Consider the following 20,387-nt stretch of genomic DNA (forward strand, 5'->3'; position numbering starts at 1 on the left):
TCAGCTGGAGGCCAGGCTTCCGCCATTCCGCTGTAGGACTTTATGATTGCCCGTCGCGGCCGGCGCTGAAACTTGCCTGAGGCGCGGGATCTGGCCGCCTTGTCGCCAAGGTAGAGTGCGGATCGTGAGCTTGGCGGCAAGACGACGTGCAAGGGTGCGCGCAGCGCTGGTTATCGCGGCCATCTCCATCACGGTGGGCGCTGGCTGCACTGCGAATCCGCCACCTCCGATCGAAAGCACCGACAGTCCCAAGACGACGCCGGCGAAACCTGGCAAGAACACCGTCGTGGTGGCGATCGACGACATCGGGATCGGTTTCAACCCGCATCTGCGGTCCGATCAGTCACCTGCCACAGCGGCGGTGAGTTCGATGGTGCTCCCAAGTCCGTTCCGTCCGGTGCCGAGTCCGGCCGTGCCCGGCGCCACCGAGTGGGTGCCGGACATGGCTCTGGTGGTGTCCGCCGATGTCACCGCGCAGGACCCCTTCACCATCACCTATCAGCTGCGCAATCAGGCGAACTGGTCGGATGGTGCGCCGATCGCCGCAGAGGACTTCCGGTTCCTGTGGCAGCAGATGATCACTCAGCCCGGTGTCGTCGACCCCGCTGGCTATCGGCTCATCTCGGATGTGAGTTCCTCCGGTGGCGGCAAGACCGTCACCGTGACGTTGACCGCGCCGTATCCGGCCTGGCGTGAGCTGTTCTCGAACCTGCTGCCCTCGCATCTGGTGAAGGATGTGCCCGGTGGCTTTGCCAACGGACTTGTCGAGCGAATCCCGGTGTCGGGCGGCAACTTCGACATCAAATCGGTCGACCGGGGGCGTGACGAGATCCTGCTCGAACGCAATGACAGGTACTGGGGAACGCCCGCTGCTCCCGATCAGATCCTGTTGCGCCGCGGCGGAACTCCCGCACAGCTCGCCGATTCGCTGCGCACCGGCGACGCCCAGATGACACTGGTGCATGGGGGTATCGCGACCCAGGCGCAGCTGGCCGCGATCCCTTCGGTGCGCACTGCGATCATGCCCCAGTCGCGAGAGCTGCAGTTCGTATTGAACGGGCGCAGCGGCGATCTCAGCGATCCCCGGGTCCGTCACGGTGTGCTCGCGCTGCTCGATCCGGCTCTGCTCGCCACGGTCGGTGCGCAGACCGGCGGCTGGGTAGAGCCGGTGCGTGCGCAGATCCTCACTCCGTCGGACCCTGGCTACGCACCCACCGCGCCACTGCGGCCCACCACGGACGAAGCCTTTGCGCTGCTCGGCGAGGCGGGCTACGCGCGGGCGCCGGAACCGCCGCCGGTCACCTCACCGACCTCGCCGGCGCCGCGCCCGCGCCCGCTCGTGAAAAATGGTAAGGCGCTGGCGATTCGAATTGGCGCGGCCACCGGTGACGCTACCGCCATCGCGGTGGCGAATACGGCAGCAGATCAATTGCGCAGTGCCGGAATCGATGCCAGCGTCCGCAACGTCGCCGCGGACACTCTCTACGGCAAGGACTTGACCGAGGGCGCGGTCGACGCGATCGTCGGCTGGGAAGTCGCGGGCTCGGACCCAGCCACCGTGCTCGCCTCGCGTTACGGTTGTCCGCCCGTGGAAAATTCTGCGAGCAACGGGAATTCACAGGCCACCGCCGAAGCGGCCAAGAAGGCACCGAGCAATGTGTCGGGTATCTGCGATCCCACGCTGCAGCCCGCGATCGACGAAGCGCTGCGCGGCATCGAAGTGGGCCGTGTGCTTGCCGACGCCGAGCCGAAGTTGTGGGGTCTGGCGACGGTGCTGCCGATCGTGCAGGACAACGTGGTTGCCGCGTCCGGTCCTCGGGTCGACGGCGCTTCCCTCAGCGGTGCCATCCAGGTCGGCATCTTCGGTGACGCGGCGATGTGGCGCAGGATTCCATGACCGGTGGGTTGCTGCTTGTCCACGCCCACCCGGACGACGAATCCATCACCACCGGGGGCACGATCGCGCACTACCGACGGCGGGGTGTGCCGGTCACGGTGGTGACCTGCACCCTCGGTGAAGAGGGCGAAGTGATCGGCGACCGGTGGGCGCAGCTGACCGCCGACCGCGCCGACCAACTCGGCGGCTACCGCGTGCTGGAACTCACCGGTGCGCTCGCCGCGCTGGGTGCGGGACCGCCACGTTTCCTGGGCGGCGCGGGCCGCTGGCGTGACTCGGGCATGGCGGGCACTCCGGCGGCGGAGAATCCGCGCGCCTTCATCCACTCCGGCGCCGAAGCGGTGGACGCGCTGACCGAGGTGCTGCTCGAGCTGCGGCCGCGGGTCGTGATCGGCTACGACCCCCGAGGCGGCTACGGCCACCCCGACCATATTCGAGCCCATCAGATCACCACGGCCGCGGTGCATGCGGCTGCCGACCGAGGTTGGGACACTCCGAAGTTCTATTGGACCGTCACCGATGACGAGATGCTGCGCCTGCATACCGAAACCCTCGCGCGGCGCACGGTCGAGGGGTTGCCTGGCGCGTTGCCGCCCGGCTGGCTGCTTCCCGCGGTTGGGGAGCTCGCCAGTGTGCCGAGCCACACGGTGACCACGACGATCGACGTGTCCGATTCGCTCGCGGCCAAGCGCGCGGCGCTGCGGGCACATGCAACGCAAGTGATGGTGGCGCCGACGGGGCGGGAATTCGCGCTATCCAATAATGTCGCGCAGCCGGTGCTGCCGGAGGAGCACTACGTGCTCGTGCGCGGGCAACGCGGTGTTGTCGGCTCCGACGGGCGCGAACACGACCTGTTCACCGGTATTGCCTGAGGGTTGCTGTGATGCGGGATTGATGCGCCGGGTACCGTCTTCGTGATTTCGGACATCGACGTGGAGGCTCAGCAGTTCATGACAGCGGTCGGCGACAAGGCTCACCTCAACATCGAAGACGACGGGTACCACAAGAGTCTCAAGCCACGTCAGCTCCAGATGATCGCGATCGGCGGCGCCATCGGCACCGGCCTCTTTCTGGGTGCGGGCGGGCGGCTCGAGAGTGCGGGACCAGGTCTTTTTCTGGTGTACGCGGTGTGCGGGATCTTCGTTTTCTTCATTCTGCGCGCGCTCGGTGAGCTGGTGCTGCACCGGCCCTCATCGGGTTCTTTCGTGTCCTACGCGCGCGAGTTCTTCGGTGAGAAGGCCGCGTTCGTCGCGGGCTGGATGTACTTTCTGAACTGGTCCATGACCGGGATCGCCGACACCACGGCGATTGCTCAGTATTTTCACTATTGGGCAGGATTTTCACATATCCCGCAGTGGCTGCTCGCGCTCATCGCGCTGGTCCTTGTGCTCGGCGTCAATCTGATGTCGGTGAAGTGGTTCGGCGAGATGGAATTCTGGGCCGCGCTGGTGAAGGTGTTCGCGCTGAGCGCCTTCCTGATCGTCGGCACGATCTTCCTGCTCGGCCGGTTCACTGTGCAGGGCAACCCGACCGGGACGAGCGTGATCACCGACAGCGGCGGCCTGTTCCCGACCGGGATCCTGCCGCTGGTCGTGGTCACCTCCGGCGTCGTATTCGCTTACGCCGCCGTCGAGCTGGTCGGCACCGCGGCGGGGGAGACCGAGAACCCGGCCGCGATCATGCCCCGCGCCATCAACTCGGTGATCCTGCGCATCGCGGTCTTTTACGTCGGTTCGCTGGTGCTGCTCGGGCTGCTGCTGCCCTACACCAGCTACACGGCCAAGGAGAGCCCGTTCGTCACCTTCTTCACCTTGCTTGGCGTGCCGGGCATCGGCAGCGTGATGAACCTCGTCGTGCTGACCGCGGCCTTCTCCAGCCTGAACGCGGGTCTGTATTCGACAGGTCGCATTCTGCGGTCGATGTCGATGAACGGCAGTGCACCGAAGTTCACCGGCGTGATGGGCCGCAACGGCGTTCCCTACGGCGGCATCCTGCTCACCAGCCTGATCGCGCTGTGCGGCATCGCGTTGAACGGGATCGTGCCCGACCGCGCCTTCGAGATCGTGCTGAACCTGGCCTCGCTCGGCATCATCGCCTCCTGGGCCACCATCGTGCTCGCTCAGCTGCAACTGTGGCGCTGGTCCAAGCAGGGCAAGCTGCAGCGGCCGTCGTTCCAGATGTTCGGCGCGCCCTACACCGGCCTGGCCACACTGGCCTTCCTGTTCTTCGTGGTGGTCCTCACCGGCTGTGACTATCCGGTGGGCACGTGGACCGTCGCCTCGCTGGCGCTGATCATTCCGGCGCTGATCATCGGCTGGTTCGCCGCCCGAAGGCGAGTGCTCGCGATCGCCGAGGAACGCAGGGGCTACACCGGTGAATATCCGGTCGTGGCCAACATCCCGATCGACGGTGACTGAACCGACGCGGCCGGAATAGACTCGATATCTATGTACAACTGGGACCTGCAGAACGCGATCGCGGGCTTCGTGGACAGCCTGCGCCCCGGTGCGCAGCACCAGCACGACATCTATATGTCGGTGCTGTACGCGTTCGTCGATATGCAGAGCCATCTGCTGACCCTTCTCGGCTTCCCGCCCGTCGCGTGAGGGCAGCCGTCGACCACAGCGCCGACGATCGTGCCCCGGCACAGTCGAGCTACGGCAAGCGGGGCCTGGAGTCCCTGGCGCCGGTGATCATCACCCTGCTGGTGCTCGATGCGTTGATCACCCTCGCCCTCGAGGTGCTCTACCTGCCGACCTACCTCGGCGCGGTGGCGTTCCCGCTCTCCGCCGTGCTGGCCGGTGTGATCAATGTGCTGCTCGTCATGGGCGTTCGCGCGGTGACCACCCGCGTCGGGTTCGCGATCCTGCCCATCGCCGCATGGACTTTCGGCTTTCTGCTCTGCTCGGTGAGCGGGCCCGGCGGCGATATCATGCTCGGAAGCGATTGGCGCACAGCGCTTCTCTTGTTCTGCGGGCTGGTGCCGCCGCTCGGGTATCTGTACTTCCGGCTCAATTCGGGGCTGTCCGGTAGTCACTGAGTATTGCTGCCGCCGTTGGCGATACGAGTCACGCTTCGGCCGCCCCCGGCACGTCGACCGAGGGCGCATTGCGGACCCGTCAATCCAGTCGTACCGCGAGGGTGGCTATGACGGCGTCGGTGCGGGCGCGCAGCGCGGCGGCGAGGACAGGGCCGCGCGGGTTGTGCAGCGGTCGGTGCCACCAGCGGTGGGCCTCCACTTGGGCCAGTAGGACCATCACCTGGCGGCCGTAGCGGGTTTGGTTGCGGATGTACCCGACGAGGGTGGCGACGAGGCTGCGGTGCGGGCACGGCAGCACGGTGAGGGGGACGCCGGGGTTCCATTCTTTCCATTGGCGGCTCAGGCGGCGGGTGGAGGCTGGGTCGATTTCCGCCGCGACGGCGACGATTTCGCCGTTCATCGCTTGGGCGGTGCGCAGCGCGCGTGCGGTGACTTCGCTGACCGCGACCACCGGGACCACGATCAGCATGGGTTCCGGGTCGGGGGATTGCGGTGGGAGCGCGGGAATTCGGCCGAGGCTGAGCTGTTCGGCGACACTCCCGTAATAGCTTTCGGTGCGGGCGAACAGAAAGATCAATGCGGGCAGGATGATCACCAGCAGCCACGCGCCCTCGGTGAATTTCTCGGCGAGCAGCACCACGGCGGCCACCGCGGTGAGAACGGCGCCGAAGCCATTGAGCGCGGCGCGCGGCAGCCAGCCGGTTCCGCGTTGTGCGCGCCAATGCCGGACCAGCCCGGTTTGGCTGATGGTGAAGCCGATGAAAACCCCGACCGCATACACCGGCAGCAGCCGGTGGGTTTCGGCATCCACAATGATCAGCACGGTTGCGGCCACAACCGCAAGCGCTCCGACGCCGTAACGGAACACCGGCCGTTCGGAGCGCAAGGCGAACAGGTGCGCGACCCGATGGTCCTTCGCCAGCAGCGAAAGCAGTACCGGCAGTCCGCCGAAGCTGGTGTTCGCGGCGAGGCACAGCGCCAGGGTGACCGCGAGATTGGTGACGTAGAACGGCCAGCCGGTGCCGAATGCCGCTGCCGACAGCTGCGCGAGCAGGGTGACGTCGTCACGCGGAACCGTGTGATGCTGGCGGATCAGCACGGCGAGACCGAGCAGCATCCCGCACAGCAGCACGCCCAAGCCGACCTCGGTGTGCTGGGCTCGTCGCACCGCAGGCGTCCGGAACGACGGCACCGCGTTGGCGATCGCCTCGACCCCGGTCAGCGCCGAGCAGCCTGCGGAGAATGCCTTGAGCAACAGCACAATCCCGATGGCGTCGATCGGCACGATCGGTCCCCGGTCGACGCCGATGACGGCGACCGGCTCCGTGCGCGCCAGTCCGACCACGATCACCGCGAAGATCGCGACGACGAACAGTAGCGCCGGCCCCATCAGCACTTTCGCCGATTCGGCCACCCCGACCAGGTTGATCACGGTCAGCACCGCGAGCCCGATCAGCGTGATGAGGAGCAGATGATCAGCCAGCACTGGAAACGCGCTGGCCAGGCTGGCCGCACCGGCGGCGAGGCTCACCGCGACGGTGAGCACATAGTCGATGACCAGGCCGGCCGCCGCGAGCAGACTGGCGCCACGACCGAGACTCTTCTTAGCCACCGCATACGAACCACCGCCGTCCGGATGCACCGCGATCACCTGCCGGTAGGAGAGAACCAGCACCAGCAACAGTGCCGCGATCGCCAGCGAAACCGGCAGCGTCCACGAGACCGCCGCCGCGCCCGCCGCGATGAGCACCAGCACGATCGCTTCCGGCCCGTAAGCCACACTGGACAACGCATCCAGCGACAACGCCGCCAGACCGCCGATCGCGGTCAGTCGATACTTGTCGCCACGCTGGTGCCGCCGCATCCGGCGATCGACTATCCGAGGCTCCTGCGACTCCGACCGCATCGTCTCGACCACACGCACCATTCAACGCGGCCCACGCTCGGCAACTACTCAGCGACACCACCGAAACCGCGCCGAAATCACCGGACACCCCGTGCGCCGTGTGGCGTCGACCGGCTTTCAGCGGGCGCCGAGGAGACCCGGGGTGACCGATTCGATGAGGGGCCAGGCTCGGTCGAGGGGGATATCGATCACGAGGTAGCGCTTCTTGCCCGCGGCGGAGGCGGCGACAACGCTGGCCACGCCCGCACGGCGTTGCCACAAGGATTGGCGGACGGTCCAGCCGATGACACCGGGGGCTTCCAGGCAGTCGCGGTCGCGGTCGAGTGAACCCGCGCGGGTGATCAGCCAGGTAGGGCTGCTCTCGGTGGCCGGGAGGACAGCGTGGCCGAGGCCGCGGTACCGGTCCTCGGCCAAGGCGGTGGCGATGATCGCCATGACGGCGGGCAGTAGCCACCACCACGCCGAATACTCCACTCCCGCAACGGAAACGATGACCATGGCGATCCCGACGAGCAGGACCGGCAGCAAGGCCCTCGAGTGCCTGCGGCGACGGGCGACCGGTCCGTGCGCCGCCAGCGGTGCGGTGCCGAGCTCGCTCGGTCCGACCTCGGCCGCGGCGGCGCGGGGCGCGAGCAGTTGCGCGAGCGTGTGCTCGACAGCCGCGCGCGGAGCCTGCGGCAGGATCTTCTGACGCGGGTTGTCGCCGACCATGATGGCTTCGAGTTCGCCTGCCCCCGCCAGGCGCAGCAGCAGCGGCTCGTTGACGGTGGCGCCGCGGAAGCGGGCGCGGTCCAGGGTGGTCTGGCGGGTGGTGAACAGTCCGTGGCGCAGCTGTAGCGTGCGACCGTCATCGAGCACCCGAAGGCCGAAATATGTTGTGAGATAACGGGCGCAGGAGGTGAGGCTGACCACGATGACGATCGCGAGCAACAGCAGCACCCCGGCGACCGCGAGGAAGACGGTGCTGCCGTCCTCGATGTTGTGCACCGCATTCGAGTTGAACAGCGTCTGGCCGAGCCCGTACTGGAACGCCAGACCCACGACGGGTGCGATGATCGCGAACCCGGTCAGCGACAGTGGTGCGTAGCGCACCCAACTCGCCTGCCAGTGTCCGATCTCCCTGGCGCCGCGTGGCCTCGGCAGATCGCCGGATGCGTTCTCCGGCAGGCTTTTCCGGAGGATGTCGGCGGGGTCCGTGGAGTGCGGAACCTGCGATCCGGCAACAGCGTTCGGTGCGCTCGCGGTGGCGGTGTGGGCGAGCAGGGCGGCGCGCAGCCCCGGCACCACCCGTGCGTCCAACGCGTCGAGCTTGAATTTCTCCCCCGATTCCGCGTGCTGACCCGTGCCTATCGCGAGTACCGCCAACCCGAGGGCCCGGTGCAGCAGGTCGGCCTCGATATCGACCGAGCGGATCCGTGGGCGCGGCACCGAGAGCTTCTTGCGTTGAATCAATCCGGTGCGCAACTCGATATGGGTCGGGCCGACCCGGTAGGTGGTGGTGAACCAGCGGGTGAGCGCGAATCCGACGATCAGCGCCAAGGGGATGACGCTCCACCCGTGATTACCGCTGCTGGTGCCCAGGATCACCGAACCGATCAGCACCGGGATGAACTTGATCACCTCGGTGACGGGGTGCACCAGCAGCATTCGCTTGTCGAGCCGTAGCCACGGTTGACCCGGCTGTGGGTCGGGCCCGGCCGCCGCGGGTGGCACCGGGTCGGTCATGTCGCGTCGCCGCGGTGTAGCGCCGCGATTTCGGCCAGCCGGGTGACGGTCTGCTCGGCCACCGGCAGGTCGAGCGCGGAGATCTGTACCGCTCCCGCCGATGAGGCGGTCGTCACGGTCACCGTGGCGAGGCCGAGCAGCCGCTCCAACGGCCCGCGCTCGGTGTCCACCGTCTGCACTCTGGAGATCGGCGCGACCCGGCTCTCCTGGGTCAGCCAACCGACCCGGGTGTACACGGCCTCGTCGGTGACCTCCCACCGATGCACCGCATACCTCCATAGCGGCACCACGGCGATGCTGAAGAGTGCGAGCACCGCTGCCACGGCGAACACCGCGAGCTGTGCCGCGCGGTGTCCCGAGTCGACGAGCGCCCAGATGATCAGAGCGACCATCGGAACGATCCAGGCCATCGCGGCCTGCAGGGTCCACAAGAGTTTCGCTCTGGGGCTCGGGCGCCAGGCCGGGTCGGCCATGATCGTGCGCGGCTGCGACATGCTTGACATGGTTGCATGAACTGGCCCGAAAGCGCGTCGGCCTGCACGGGAATAAACCTGCGGCGCGGCAAAGGAATAGTGCGCTCCATCGTGCAGTTGGCAACGGTCACAAGCACTGGAGGGAGACAGTCCGGGATGATTAGCGCATGATCGAGGGCGTGATCGAGCTAGCGACCCCGAGTGTCCCGCCCGCACCGCCAACGCCGTCGGCCATGCGCCGCGCGCTGCGGCGGGCTCGCGACGGCGTGACGCTGAATGTCGACGAAGCCGCGGTGCTGTTGCACGCGCGCGGCGAGGACCTGGTCGATCTGAGCCGGAGTGCGGCCAGGGTCCGCGACGCCGGGCTGGAGTCGGCGGGTCGGCCGAAGACCATCAGCTATTCGCGCAACGTGTTCATACCGCTGACCCGGTTGTGTCGGGACAAGTGTCACTACTGCACCTTCGTCACCGTGCCCGGCAAGCTGCGCGCCGAGGGCAAGGGCATGTTCCTGGAGCCCGACGAGGTCCTCGACATCGCTCGCCAGGGTGCTGCGCTGGGTTGTAAGGAGGCGTTGTTCACCCTCGGCGATCGTCCGGAAGACCGCTGGCCGGAGGCCGCGCAGTGGCTCGACGAGCGCGGCTACGACTCCACCCTGGACTATCTGCGCGCCGTATCGATCATGGTGCTGGAGGAGACCGGGCTGCTGCCGCATCTGAACCCCGGCGTCATGTCGTGGGAGGAAATCTCCAGGCTCAAGCCGGTCGCGCAGTCGATGGGCATGATGCTGGAGACCACCTCCACCCGGCTGTTCACCGAAAAAGGCCAGTGCCACTACGGAAGTCCGGACAAAGATCCCGCGGTCCGGCTGCGCGCCATCACCGATGCGGGCAGGCTCTCGGTGCCCTACACCACCGGCATTCTGGTCGGCATCGGCGAGACGCTGTCGGAGCGGGCCGAGTCGATCATGGCGATCCGTAAGCAGCACAAGGCTTTCGGGCACATCCAGGAAGTGATCATCCAGAACTTCCGTGCCAAGGACGACACCGCCATGCGCGATGTCCCCGACGCGGGGCTCGAGGAGTTCCGTGCCACCATCGCGGTGACACGGTTGCTGCTCGGCCCCGACGTTCCGGTGCAGGCGCCCCCCAATCTGGTGTCACACGAGGAATGCCGGGCGTTGATCGATGCGGGCATCGACGACTGGGGCGGCGTATCGCCGGTCACCCCCGACCACGTGAACCCGGAGCGGCCGTGGCCGAACCTGGACACCCTGCGCGAGATCACCGAGGCCGCCGGTTACCAGCTCGTCGAACGGACCTCGGCGCACCCGAAGTATGTGCGGGCGGGCAACCCGTGGGTCGACCCGCGCATCGGTGCGCACGTTGCCGCGCTGACCGATCCGGCCACCGGCCTGGCGAACCCGGATGCGATGCCGGTCGGATTGCCCTGGCAGGAGCCGGACGAGTCCTGGGAGTCGGCCGGCCGGGTGGATCTGAACACCTCGATCGACACCGACGGCCGTATCACCGAGAGCCGAAGCGACGCCGCTCTCGGCAGCGGCGTGAGCGACGGGCCCGGAGGCGGCAGCCCAGGTAAGCACGAAGGGTCCCGTGAACGCCGCTCCGACACCGATATCGTCGGCGCTTTCGGCGATTGGGACACCATTCGGGAGCAGGCGCGCGATCTCGCGGTCACGGCGCCGGAGCGGCTCGATTCCGAGGTCCTCGCCGCGTTGCGCTCGGCGGAGCAGGACCCGGCCGGCCTCACCGACGCCGAGTATCTGGCGCTGGCGACCGCCGAGGGACCCGCGCTCGAGGCGGTGGCGGCGCTGGCCGATCAGCTGCGGCGTGATGTCAACGGCGACGAGGTCACCTACGTGGTGAACCGGAACATCAACTTCACCAATATCTGCTACACCGGTTGCCGTTTCTGCGCGTTCGCCCAGCGTAAGGGGGATGCCGATGCCTTCACCCTGAGCATGGACGAGGTTGCCGACCGGGCCTGGGAGGCGCACGTCGACGGCGCCACCGAGATCTGCATGCAGGGCGGCATCGACCCCGAGCTGCCGGTCACCGGTTATGCCGATCTCGTGCGGGCGATCAAGCAGCGGGTGCCGTCGATGCATGTGCACGCCTTCAGCCCGATGGAGATCGTCAACGGCGCTTCCCGGGGCGGGCAGAGCATTCGTGACTGGCTGGTCGCGCTGAAGGAGGCCGGGCTCGACACCATTCCCGGCACGGCCGCGGAAATCCTCGACGACGAGGTGCGCTGGGTGCTCACCAAGGGCAAACTGCCGACCTCGGCGTGGGTCGAGGTGATCACGACCGCACACCAGGTGGGCCTGCGCTCCAGCTCCACGATGATGTACGGCCACGTCGACAACCCGAAGCACTGGGTCGGGCATCTGCGGGTGCTGCGCGGAATCCAGGACGAGACAGGTGGTTTCACCGAATTCGTGCTGTTGCCCTTCGTGCACCAGAGCTCACCGCTGTACTTGGCGGGCGCGGCGCGGCCGGGTCCGACCATCCGGGACAACCGCGCGGCTCACGCGCTTGCGCGGATCATGCTGCACGGCCGGATCGATAACATCCAGACCAGCTGGGTGAAACTCGGCACAGCGGGCACCAGAATGATGCTCAACGGTGGCGCGAACGATTTGGGGGGTACGTTGATGGAGGAGACAATCTCTCGCATGGCCGGCTCCCAGCACGGCTCGGCCAAAACGGTCGCGGAACTCACCGAGATCGCCGAAGGCATCGGCCGCCCGGTCCGCGAGCGCACCACCACCTATGGTGTCCCACAACACAAGATGTCGGTCCTGCCGCTGTCGGTGGGGTAGTCCCGAGGAGCCGCAACGACGCGGACGCAAGGGGTTCGCACATCACCCGTGGTGTGCGAACAAAGTTAGTTAGGGCAGACTGACCAGGAGTAACCTCGGCTGCCGGGATAGGGTGACGCCGGGCGGACTATCCCCGCAGGTGAGGACAGACTAGGAGAGCGGCAGTGCCGTACATCATCGCTGAACCGTGCGTTGACGTGAAGGACAAGGCATGCATCGAGGAATGCCCCGTGGATTGCATCTACGAGGGTGGTCGCATGCTGTACATCCATCCCGACGAGTGCGTGGACTGTGGTGCATGTGAACCGGTGTGCCCGGTGGAGGCGATCTTCTACGAGGACGACACCCCGGACCAGTGGGTCGGCTACGTGAACGCCAACGTCGACTTCTTCGACGAGCTCGGTTCGCCCGGGGGCGCGACGAAGGTCGGCAAGGTGGATTACGACCCGGCTTTCATCAAAGAACTGCCCCCGATGGCGAGTGAGTGAGTTCCTGACGTGTCATTGCGTGGCCGGGTCAGCAGTCTGCTGCCCGATTTCCCTTGGGACACCATCGCTTCGGTGAAAGCGAAGGCGGCGGCGCACCCCGGCGGGATCGTCGACCTTTCGGTCGGGACTCCGGTCGATCCGGTCGCCCCGCTGATCCGCGCCGCGCTGAGCTCGGTGGCCGAGGTCCCGGGCTACCCGACCACCCACGGCACGCTGGAGCTGCGCACCGCCGCGGTCGACGCACTCAAACGACGCTTCGGCATCACCGGCATCGATCCGGCGGCCGTGCTGCCCGCGATCGGCACCAAGGAATTGATCGCGGGACTGCCGCGGCTGCTGGGGCTCGGTGGCGACGATCTGGTCGTCATTCCGGAGGTCGCCTACCCGACCTATGAGGTGGGTGCGCTGCTGGCCGGTGCGCAGATCGCACGGGCGGACGGGCTGACGCAGCTCGGCCCACGATCACCCGCGCTGATCTACGTGAACTCACCGTCGAATCCGACCGGACGCGTACTCGGTGTCGAGCACCTGCGCAAGGTCGTGACCTATGCCCGCGAGCGCGGTGCGATCGTGGCCTCCGACGAGTGCTACCTCGGTCTGACCTGGGAGGGCCGGGCGGTTTCGCTGCTCGACCACGAGGTGTGCGACGGCGACCACACCGGCTTGCTCGCCATCCACTCGCTGTCGAAGACCTCGAACCTGGCCAGTTACCGCGCCGGTTTCGTGGCGGGCGATCCCGCACTGGTCGCCGAGTTGCTCGAGGTGCGCAAGCATTCGGGCATGATGGTCCCCTTCCCGATCCAGGCGGCGATGACCGCCGCGCTCGGTGACGACACCCATGAGGCGCAGCAGCGCGAGCGCTACCGCGCGCGGCGTGAAGTAATGCGGAATGCCTTGCTGGCGGCGGGTTTCCGTATCGATCACTCGGAGGCGGGCCTGTACCTATGGTCGACTCGCGGTGAATCCTGCCGCGCCACTGTGGACTGGTTGGCCGACCGTGGCATCCTCGCCGCTCCCGGCGACTTCTACGGGCCCGCCGGGGCCGAACACGTGCGGATCGCGCTGACCGCTACCGACGAGCGGATCGCGGCGGCGGCGCAGCGACTCGCCGCCTGAAGCATCTTCTGTCGCACGGGATTCCGGTCGACCGGAACCTCCGGCGAACATTTTGTCGACCGCCGCGCGCACCGGCGTTGACCGGGGCGCGTCCGCCCGCGACGCCGCACACACAGCAATCTCCATCGTGCAGGGATCCCCGAGCTGATACGCCCGATTGCAACGGCCTGGCGGGGTGCGCGCTGCTCCGGGGTGGCGGTGCCCACTGCCGAACCGGGTGATCCGGTCCCGCTGCGGCAGATCACCTGCACCCATCACGATGGACTGATCGTGTGGTTCTCGGAATACGCGGGCGCCGATGAGGTCGGCGGCTACCTCGCCGCCAAGACGACGCAGGTCGGTGCGCGGCGGATCGGGGACGACGGCAGTGTGCTGGTGTTCCGGCCGCACGATGCCGCGGCCCCGTTCACCGTGGCCGCGCGGGCGCGGGGCACGAGGTTTCCCGACACGGTGTCGGTGGAGGTCTCCTGGCCGAACCACACCTTCGAGGAGGCCAGCGAACAGTGGTGGGAGCGGGCGCCGTTCTGACGGCCATCGCGGCTCGCCGACACGGCTCGCCATCACGCACGATCATCGGCGAACGGCGTTAGCCTGGTTTATGGACGCTGTCACGGTTGTCCCCACCCCCGGCAATGAGCCGGTGCATTCCTACGCGCCGGGTAGTCGTGAGCGGGAGTCGCTGGTTGCCGAACTCGCCGAGATCTCCGCGGACTCCGTGGATGTGCCGCTGGTGATCGGGGGTAAACATCGGCCGGGCATCGGGGAGCGGCACCCGATCGTCGCGCCGCATCGACACCGCCAGGTGCTCGGGACCTACACCGACACCACCCACTCCGAAGCGCGCGGCGCGATCGATGCGGCGATGGCCGCCGCACCCGGCTGGCGCACGCTGCCGTTCGACGAGCGGGCCGCCATCTTCCTGCGGGCCGCCGATCTGCTCGCGGGGCCGTGGCGGGAAACCATCGCCGCCGCGACCATGCTCGGTCAGTCGAAGACGGCCCAGCAGGCCGAGATCGACGCGCCGTGCGAACTGGTCGACTTCTGGCGGTTCAATGTGGCATTCGCGCGCGGGATTCTGCAGGAGCAGCCGGAGTCGAGCGCGGGGGTGTGGAATCGGCTCGACTACCGGCCGCTGGAAGGTTTCGTCTACGCGATAACCCCGTTCAATTTCACCGCGATCGCCGGGAATCTGCCGACCGCGCCCGCGCTGATGGGCAATACCGTGGTGTGGAAACCGTCGTCGGCGCAGACACTGTCGGCGTTCTACACGATGCGGCTGCTCGAGGCGGCCGGCCTACCGCCCGGGGTGATCAATATGGTGACCGGCAGCGGCGTCGAGCTCTCGGAAGTGGCGCTGGCCGATCCGCGACTGGCGGGCATTCACTTCACCGGATCCACCAAGACCTTTCAGCACCTGTGGGGACGGGTGGGCGCCAATATCGGCCGCTACCACGGGTATCCGCGGCTGGTCGGGGAGACCGGCGGCAAGGACTTCATCGTCGCGCACCCGTCCGCCGACCCGGAAGCATTGCGCACCGCGCTGATTCGAGGCGCCTACGAGTATCAGGGGCAGAAGTGTTCGGCCGCCTCACGTGCGTACATCGCCCGATCCGTGTGGCGTGCGATGGGTGACGACTTCCTGACGCTGACCAGGGAATTGACCTACGGCGATGTGACCGACCTGTCGAATTTCGGTGGCGCGCTGATCGATCGACGCGCCTATGACAAGAACGTGGCCGCCATCGAGCGAGCCCGGGCGGCAGGTATCGTCATCCCGGCGGGCGGTGCGTACGACGACAGTGAAGGGTGGTTCGTGCGGCCGACGGTGCTGCTGGTGGACGATCCGCGCGACGAGTCGTTCGCCACCGAATATTTCGGGCCGATCCTGTCGGTGTATGTCTACGACGACGCCGAACCCGGGGCCTATGCGGCCATCCTCGCCGAGGTGGAATCGGCGGCGCCGTACGCGCTGACCGGCGCGGTGTTCGCCCAGGACCGGCACGCCATCGAACAGGCCTCCGCCGCACTGCGATTCGCGGCGGGCAACTTCTATGTCAATGACAAGCCCACCGGCGCGGTGGTCGGCCAGCAGCCCTTCGGCGGCGCACGCGCCTCCGGCACCGACGACAAGGCCGGGTCGCCGCTGAACCTGCTGCGGTGGGTGTCGCCGCGCACCATCAAGGAGACCTTCGTGCCGCCGACGGACTATCGGTATCCGCACATGGAGGAGGCGTAGCGTGATGAATCCGCTGCGGCCTGCCATTCTCGCCGCGGCGGGGTCGCCACGGATGAAGCGCATGCTCACCGGGATTCCCGTCACGGCGAATATCGTGCGGCGGTTCGTGGCAGGCGAAACCCGCGACGAGCTGATCCCGGTGGTGCGGGGACTACTGGGCAGTGGCCGGATGATCAGTGTCGATTTCCTCGGTGAGAACACCACCGACGGTGCTCAGGCGGATGCCACACTCGCGGAATATCTTTCGTTGATCAATGATCTGGCGGTCTTGGACGGCGGCCCGAGCGGCGCGGCCGCACGGATCGAGGTGTCGGTGAAACTGTCCGCGCTCGGTCAGGCGTTGCCGGACGACGGACCCGCGACCGCCACCGAGAACCTGCGCGTCCTGTGCGCCAAGGCCGCGCAGGCGGGAGTGTGGGTCACCGTCGACGCCGAGGACCACACCACCACCGATGCGACCTTGGCGGCGGTACATGCCGTGCGTGCCGAATTCCCCTGGCTCGGTGCGGTATTGCAGGCCTATTTGTATCGCACCGAGGCGGACTGCCGGGAGCTGTGGGGTGCCCAGGCGCGAATCCGGCTGTGCAAGGGCGCTTATCGTGAACCGCGTGCCGTCGCCTTCCAGCGGGCGTCCGAGGTCACCGACTCCTACCTGCGCTGCCTCGACACCTTGATGCGCGGTGACGGCTACCCGATGGTGGCTTCACACGATCCGGTGCTGATCACCGCTGCCCAGCGGTTTTCCGCCGAAACTGGTCGGGGTGCGGACCGTTTCGAGCATCAGATGCTGTACGGAATTCGCGACGCCGAGCAGCGGCGGTTGACTGCCGCGGGCGCCGCGATGCGGGTGTATGTGCCCTACGGCGACCAGTGGTACGGCTATCTCACCCGCCGGCTCGCCGAGCGTCCGGCGAACCTGGCGTTCTTCCTCCGCGCGCTGGCCGGCGATTCCTGACGCAGTGCGCGGGTGGCGGGAGATCGATCAGAGCAGCGGCTTACCGAGACGGTGCCGCCTGCGCATGTCGTAGAGAAAGGCATTCATCGGAAAGAGCCTGGCCCGCTTCGGAAGTCGCCCGTGTACGGCCCCGATGGCGCGTAGCAGCACGACCGCGAGTCGGTTGTGCCTTGCGGTCCAGGTCATCTGCATCTGGTCGCGCAGCTGCGGTGGCAGCAGGGCGGTGACCACGAACCGCTGGAACGGTGCGAAGATCCGCAGCGGCCGGGAGGCCATCTTCAGATCGATGAGATGGTCGAAATAGGCGCGGGTGCGCGCGTCGATGGTCTTGGTCGCCAGATTGGTGTTCCAGTACTCCGCGAACGCCTTTCGGTCGGCGGGCCACATTTCCCCGCGCATCTGCAGCGTGGTGCCGAATCGGGCGGCGTAGTGGTAGAACACCTCCGCGGTGTCCTCGTCCATCGGGCCGTGCAGTCGTTCCTCGAGATCGACGACGCCCCAGTACAGGCAGGCGGCCACCCACAGCTGCAGTTTCGGGTCGAAGGCGTTGTATTTGACCGCCGCGCCCGGCTCGGAGTGGATCGGGCGGTGCGACTGGTTGACGGCCTCCCGGTAGACCGCGCGGTCTTCCTCGGTGCCCATCATCGCGACCGCCAGGTAGGTGAGCGTGGTGCGCAGCCGCTTCCACGGGTGCAGATCGACCCGGCCGGTCTCGACTGTGCTGTCCATGACGCCGTACGCGACGGGCGTCAGGCTCAGCTGCATGATGACGTTGGCGGTGCCCCCGAGGAAGGCCGCGACGCCGCTCCACATCTCGTCGATGGCGAAGTCGTCGGCCGTGCCGTAACGGCAGCGCAGTGCCGGTTCGGGCGTCGTTGCGCGAAGGGGCGCGGTCATCGTTGGCCTCGTCTTTCCTGATCGCGATGCGATGGTTGAATGGTGAGAGTTTGGATTGCTCACCTTCTCATCGACTCGCGGCGAGTGTCAATCGGTAGTCCGGGTGATCTCACACCAGCGGTCGGCCTCGGCGCATGCGCCTGCGCAGGTCGTAGAGGTAGATGTTCAGTGGGAACAGCCGTGCCTGCTTCGGTAGCCGGGTCTGCACCGCCGAGATCCTCCGCAGCAGTCGGTCGAATCGGCGCTGATCGGAGTCGGACCAGGTCAGGTGCATTTCGTCGCGCAGGTGCTGCGGCAGCAGGCCCGCGACGAAGAAACGCTGCAGTCCGGCGAAGGTGCGCTGAACCGGTCGCGGCATCATCTTCAGATCGATCAGGTCGTTGAAGTAGTCGCGCAGCTCGGGCTCGATCGATCGGGCGGCCAGGTTCTCGTCCCAGTACGCCTGGAACGCCGCGCGGTTGGCCGGCCATGTCTCCGGTCGCATCTGCAGCGTGGTGCCGAGGCGGGCGCAGTAGTGATAGAACGCTTCGGCGGCATCGGGATCCATCGGCCCGCGCATGCGCGTGTAGAGATCGTCGATGCCCCAGTACAGGCTGGCGGCCACCCAGAGTTGCAGCGTCGGGTCGAAGGCGTTGTATTCCACCGGGCTCGACGCGCTCGACCGGACCGGCCGATGCGATTCGTTGATCGCGGCCCGATAGCGTGCGCGTTCCTCGTCGGTGCCCATGAGCGCGACGGCGAGATAGCTCAGGGTGGTGCGCAGGCGTTTGATCGGGTGCAGCGTGATCTTGCCGCTGTCGACCGTGCTCTCCAGCACCCCGCGCCCGACGGGGCGCAGGCTCAGCTGCATGATCACGTTGGCGGTCCCGCCGAGAAAAGCGGCGATGCCGTCCAGGTGTGCGCCGATGGTCTCTGGAGTGAATGACGGAACCGGCGATCGGGCGCGGTCCGGATCCGACTCGTGGTCGTCGCTGCGCGAGGGGGCGGTCATCGTTGACCTCGTCTTTCTGTGTCCATCCGCACTGATGCAAGCGAACGGGTGAGAAGATTCGCCTGAAAATTCTCATTGTCTCGACGTAGTGTCGATGACTGCCCGCGCGCGATGACGAGTTAGTACCCAATTGCCGATGATGGCATGCAATGCTGGTGGTGTCATCGTTTCACCGACGTGGATAGGGTGGGGACATGGCGAGGCTGACCAGACTGTTGGCGTTGGTGCGCAGTACCGGCCCCGAGGATCGCAATCAGGCGCGGGTGCTCGACGCCGCCCTGCTGGCGTTCCTGGATTTCGGCATCAAGCGCACCAGCATGGTCGAGGTGGCCCGGCGGTGCGGGCTCTCGCTCGCGACCCTCTATCGGCGTTTCGCCAGCAAGTCCGATCTCATCCAAGCGGTCGGGTTGCGCCAAGCGCGTCAGTTCATCGACGAGGTGGACGCCACCCTGCAGCGGCAGGTCGATCGGGACGCGAGCGCCGAGGATCAGATTGTCGAGCTGTTCGTCGCCTTCCTGAACGGATTGCGCGGCAACAAATTACTGGATCGGCTGCTGAAGACCGAGCCGGAGATCGTGCTGCCGTACCTTACGGTCAAGGGTGCTCCCGTCATCGAAATGGGTCGCGACTATCTCGCCGAATTCATCACCCGGCTCCAGGGCGAAGGCAAGCTGCCCGACTACGACCCGGAACCGCTCGCCGAAATGATTGCGCGGACGGCGGTTTCGCTGGCGCTCACGCCGCAGACGGTCATTCCGCTGGGTGACGATGTGGCGGCGCGGAAGTTCGCGCGCGACCACATCGTCGTCTCGTTCCGTGTCGCCTGATGGCACTCCTCGGACGGAGTCCGCCGACAGCCGCGCCGGGCCGAGCGAAGGCGAGGCAGCCGCAGCCGCGCCGGGCCGAGCGAAGGCGAGGCAGCCGCCTAGATCGTCCGGTCACCCGGGACTCAGGCCAGGCGCACGCCGAGCCGTCGCCGGATGCGCATGTCCCACAGGAATGCGTTCACCGGAAAAATCTTGATCTGCTTCGGCATTCGGCTTTCGATGGCGCCGACCGTGCGCAGCAACCTGGCCAGCGCTATGTCGTCGTGCTCGCTCCAGGTCATGCCCATTTCATCGCGCAGATGTGGGGGCAGCAGTCCGGCCGTCACCCAGCGGTGCAGTCGGCCGAAGGTCAGCCGCACCGGGCGCGGGAACATCTTCAGATCGACAATGTCCCAGAAGTATTCGCGGATCGGGGGATCGATGGTCGTCTTCGCCAGATTCTCGGTCCAGTAGGAATCGAACGCGGTCCGGTCAGCGGGCCACATGTCCGAACGCATCTGCAAGGTGCTACCCAGGCGTTCGGCGTGCCGATAGAACGCGTCGGCGGCGGTGTCTTCCATCGGGCCGTGCATGCGCTCGTAGAGGTCGCGAGCCCCCCAATACAGGCAGGCGGCCACCCACAACTGCAGCTCCGGATCGAAGGCGTTGTACTTCACCGGGCTGTTCGCGGTCGATCGCACCGGTGTGTGTGAGCGGTTGATGGCTTCGCGATAGGCCGCGCGATCGTCGTTATCGCCGAGCATGGCGACGGCGAGGTAGGTGAGCGTGGTCCTCGTCCGTTTGATCGGGTGCAGCATGATCTTGCCGCTGTCGACGGTGCTCTCGATTACGCCATAGCCCACCGGTCGCGTGCTGAGCTGCATGATGACGTTCGCGGCGGCGCCGAAGAACGCCGCGGACCCGTCGAGGTACTGCCCGATGTCGAACTCCTCGGGCGGCGTCGACGTGTGGGTGGGTGCGCCGGGCGGGCTGGTCATCATCGACCCCGTTCTCGTT

Annotated in this window: 18 protein-coding genes; 12 read left to right on the forward strand and 6 right to left on the reverse strand. The window is 67.0% G+C overall.

All coding sequences use genetic code 11. The features are described 5' to 3' along the window. Positions 1–130 precede the first annotated feature (130 nt). The 5 genes from ACFU4Z_RS19865 (at position 131) to ACFU4Z_RS19885 (ending at position 4,937) form a co-directional block, all read left to right on the forward strand. Complete coding sequence (locus ACFU4Z_RS19865; RefSeq protein ID WP_379065387.1) at positions 131–1,897, forward strand: ABC transporter family substrate-binding protein; 1,767 nt, start codon at positions 131–133, stop codon at positions 1,895–1,897. Further along, positions 1,894–2,769 (forward strand): N-acetyl-1-D-myo-inositol-2-amino-2-deoxy-alpha-D-glucopyranoside deacetylase, encoded by an 876-nt coding sequence (gene mshB, locus ACFU4Z_RS19870; protein ID WP_379064993.1) that lies wholly within the window; start codon positions 1,894–1,896, stop codon positions 2,767–2,769. Before ACFU4Z_RS19865 ends, mshB begins: the two co-directional genes overlap by 4 nt. Before the next feature lie 78 nt (positions 2,770–2,847). Beyond that, entirely contained in the window at positions 2,848–4,314 is a 1,467-nt protein-coding gene (locus tag ACFU4Z_RS19875) for an amino acid permease (RefSeq protein WP_379065389.1), read from the forward strand. A 30-nt stretch (positions 4,315–4,344) separates the two neighbouring features. Then, positions 4,345–4,503 carry a hypothetical protein gene (locus ACFU4Z_RS19880; protein ID WP_379064995.1) on the forward strand — a complete coding sequence of 53 codons (159 nt, stop codon included), beginning with the start codon at positions 4,345–4,347 and terminating at the stop codon, positions 4,501–4,503. Beyond that, the gene (locus tag ACFU4Z_RS19885) at positions 4,500–4,937 is read left to right on the forward strand and encodes a hypothetical protein (protein WP_379064997.1); all 438 of its coding nucleotides are present in this window, start codon (positions 4,500–4,502) and stop codon (positions 4,935–4,937) included. The genes ACFU4Z_RS19880 and ACFU4Z_RS19885 overlap by 4 nt, the downstream gene beginning before the upstream one ends. A gap of 79 nt (positions 4,938–5,016) precedes the next feature. On the opposite strand, the gene ACFU4Z_RS19890 is transcribed toward ACFU4Z_RS19885, so the two are convergent. The 3 genes from ACFU4Z_RS19890 to ACFU4Z_RS19900 form a co-directional block, all read right to left on the reverse strand. Then, positions 5,017–6,855, reverse strand: coding sequence for an APC family permease (locus ACFU4Z_RS19890; RefSeq protein WP_379064999.1), 1,839 nt, complete (start codon positions 6,853–6,855; stop codon positions 5,017–5,019). Between the two features lie 105 nt (positions 6,856–6,960). Continuing rightward, positions 6,961–8,568, reverse strand: coding sequence for a PH domain-containing protein (locus tag ACFU4Z_RS19895; protein WP_379065001.1), 1,608 nt, complete (start codon positions 8,566–8,568; stop codon positions 6,961–6,963). After that, positions 8,565–9,062, reverse strand: coding sequence for a PH domain-containing protein (locus ACFU4Z_RS19900; RefSeq protein ID WP_379065003.1), 498 nt, complete (start codon positions 9,060–9,062; stop codon positions 8,565–8,567). Before ACFU4Z_RS19900 ends, ACFU4Z_RS19895 begins: the two co-directional genes overlap by 4 nt. A 146-nt stretch (positions 9,063–9,208) precedes the next feature. Between ACFU4Z_RS19900 and cofH the strand changes: the two genes are divergently transcribed. The 6 genes from cofH (at position 9,209) to ACFU4Z_RS19930 (ending at position 16,676) form a co-directional block, all read left to right on the forward strand. Further along, complete coding sequence (gene cofH / locus ACFU4Z_RS19905; RefSeq protein ID WP_379065004.1) at positions 9,209–11,881, forward strand: 5-amino-6-(D-ribitylamino)uracil--L-tyrosine 4-hydroxyphenyl transferase CofH; 2,673 nt, start codon at positions 9,209–9,211, stop codon at positions 11,879–11,881. A gap of 164 nt (positions 11,882–12,045) precedes the next feature. After that, a complete protein-coding gene (fdxA, locus tag ACFU4Z_RS19910) occupies positions 12,046–12,369 on the forward strand; it encodes a ferredoxin (RefSeq protein ID WP_328405725.1) in 324 nt (107 codons plus the stop codon). A gap of 9 nt (positions 12,370–12,378) precedes the next feature. After that, positions 12,379–13,485: a succinyldiaminopimelate transaminase gene (gene dapC / locus ACFU4Z_RS19915; RefSeq protein WP_379065007.1), complete on the forward strand. Its 1,107-nt coding sequence runs from the start codon at positions 12,379–12,381 to the stop codon at positions 13,483–13,485. Positions 13,486–13,683: 198 nt separating this feature from the next. Then, positions 13,684–14,013: a hypothetical protein gene (locus tag ACFU4Z_RS19920; RefSeq protein ID WP_379065009.1), complete on the forward strand. Its 330-nt coding sequence runs from the start codon at positions 13,684–13,686 to the stop codon at positions 14,011–14,013. A 70-nt stretch (positions 14,014–14,083) separates the two neighbouring features. Beyond that, entirely contained in the window at positions 14,084–15,721 is a 1,638-nt protein-coding gene (pruA, locus tag ACFU4Z_RS19925; RefSeq protein ID WP_379065011.1) for an L-glutamate gamma-semialdehyde dehydrogenase, read from the forward strand. Positions 15,722–15,725: 4 nt separating this feature from the next. Then, positions 15,726–16,676: a proline dehydrogenase family protein gene (locus ACFU4Z_RS19930; protein WP_379065391.1), complete on the forward strand. Its 951-nt coding sequence runs from the start codon at positions 15,726–15,728 to the stop codon at positions 16,674–16,676. Between the two features lie 27 nt (positions 16,677–16,703). Here ACFU4Z_RS19930 and ACFU4Z_RS19935 read toward each other — a convergent pair whose 3' ends face one another. Both ACFU4Z_RS19935 and ACFU4Z_RS19940 read right to left on the reverse strand, forming a co-directional pair. Next, positions 16,704–17,573: an oxygenase MpaB family protein gene (locus tag ACFU4Z_RS19935; RefSeq protein WP_379065013.1), complete on the reverse strand. Its 870-nt coding sequence runs from the start codon at positions 17,571–17,573 to the stop codon at positions 16,704–16,706. 109 nt (positions 17,574–17,682) lie between these two features. Further along, positions 17,683–18,564 carry an oxygenase MpaB family protein gene (locus tag ACFU4Z_RS19940; RefSeq protein WP_379065016.1) on the reverse strand — a complete coding sequence of 294 codons (882 nt, stop codon included), beginning with the start codon at positions 18,562–18,564 and terminating at the stop codon, positions 17,683–17,685. A 194-nt stretch (positions 18,565–18,758) separates the two neighbouring features. On the opposite strand from ACFU4Z_RS19940, the gene ACFU4Z_RS19945 reads away from it, so the two are divergent. Continuing rightward, the gene (locus ACFU4Z_RS19945) at positions 18,759–19,391 is read left to right on the forward strand and encodes a TetR/AcrR family transcriptional regulator (protein WP_379065018.1); all 633 of its coding nucleotides are present in this window, start codon (positions 18,759–18,761) and stop codon (positions 19,389–19,391) included. Between the two features lie 122 nt (positions 19,392–19,513). Here the strand turns inward: ACFU4Z_RS19945 and ACFU4Z_RS19950 are convergent, their stop codons facing one another. Then, positions 19,514–20,368 (reverse strand): oxygenase MpaB family protein, encoded by an 855-nt coding sequence (locus ACFU4Z_RS19950; protein ID WP_379065393.1) that lies wholly within the window; start codon positions 20,366–20,368, stop codon positions 19,514–19,516. Positions 20,369–20,387: the final 19 nt, after the last annotated feature.

Source organism: Nocardia sp. NPDC057440, assembly GCF_042802915.1.
Lineage (GTDB): Bacteria > Actinomycetota > Actinomycetes > Mycobacteriales > Mycobacteriaceae > Nocardia.

Coding starts and splice junctions, on each gene's coding strand:
- cofH (WP_379065004.1), top strand. CDS start 9,209: ATGATCGAGGGCGTGATCGAGCTAGCGACCCCGAGTGTCCCGCCCGCA.
- ACFU4Z_RS19875 (WP_379065389.1), top strand. CDS start 2,848: ATGACAGCGGTCGGCGACAAGGCTCACCTCAACATCGAAGACGACGGG.
- ACFU4Z_RS19935 (WP_379065013.1), bottom strand. CDS start 17,573: ATGACCGCGCCCCTTCGCGCAACGACGCCCGAACCGGCACTGCGCTGC.
- pruA (WP_379065011.1), top strand. CDS start 14,084: ATGGACGCTGTCACGGTTGTCCCCACCCCCGGCAATGAGCCGGTGCAT.
- ACFU4Z_RS19900 (WP_379065003.1), bottom strand. CDS start 9,062: ATGTCGCAGCCGCGCACGATCATGGCCGACCCGGCCTGGCGCCCGAGC.
- ACFU4Z_RS19940 (WP_379065016.1), bottom strand. CDS start 18,564: ATGACCGCCCCCTCGCGCAGCGACGACCACGAGTCGGATCCGGACCGC.
- ACFU4Z_RS19895 (WP_379065001.1), bottom strand. CDS start 8,568: ATGACCGACCCGGTGCCACCCGCGGCGGCCGGGCCCGACCCACAGCCG.
- ACFU4Z_RS19945 (WP_379065018.1), top strand. CDS start 18,759: ATGGCGAGGCTGACCAGACTGTTGGCGTTGGTGCGCAGTACCGGCCCC.
- ACFU4Z_RS19880 (WP_379064995.1), top strand. CDS start 4,345: ATGTACAACTGGGACCTGCAGAACGCGATCGCGGGCTTCGTGGACAGC.
- mshB (WP_379064993.1), top strand. CDS start 1,894: ATGACCGGTGGGTTGCTGCTTGTCCACGCCCACCCGGACGACGAATCC.
- ACFU4Z_RS19930 (WP_379065391.1), top strand. CDS start 15,726: ATGAATCCGCTGCGGCCTGCCATTCTCGCCGCGGCGGGGTCGCCACGG.
- ACFU4Z_RS19950 (WP_379065393.1), bottom strand. CDS start 20,368: ATGACCAGCCCGCCCGGCGCACCCACCCACACGTCGACGCCGCCCGAG.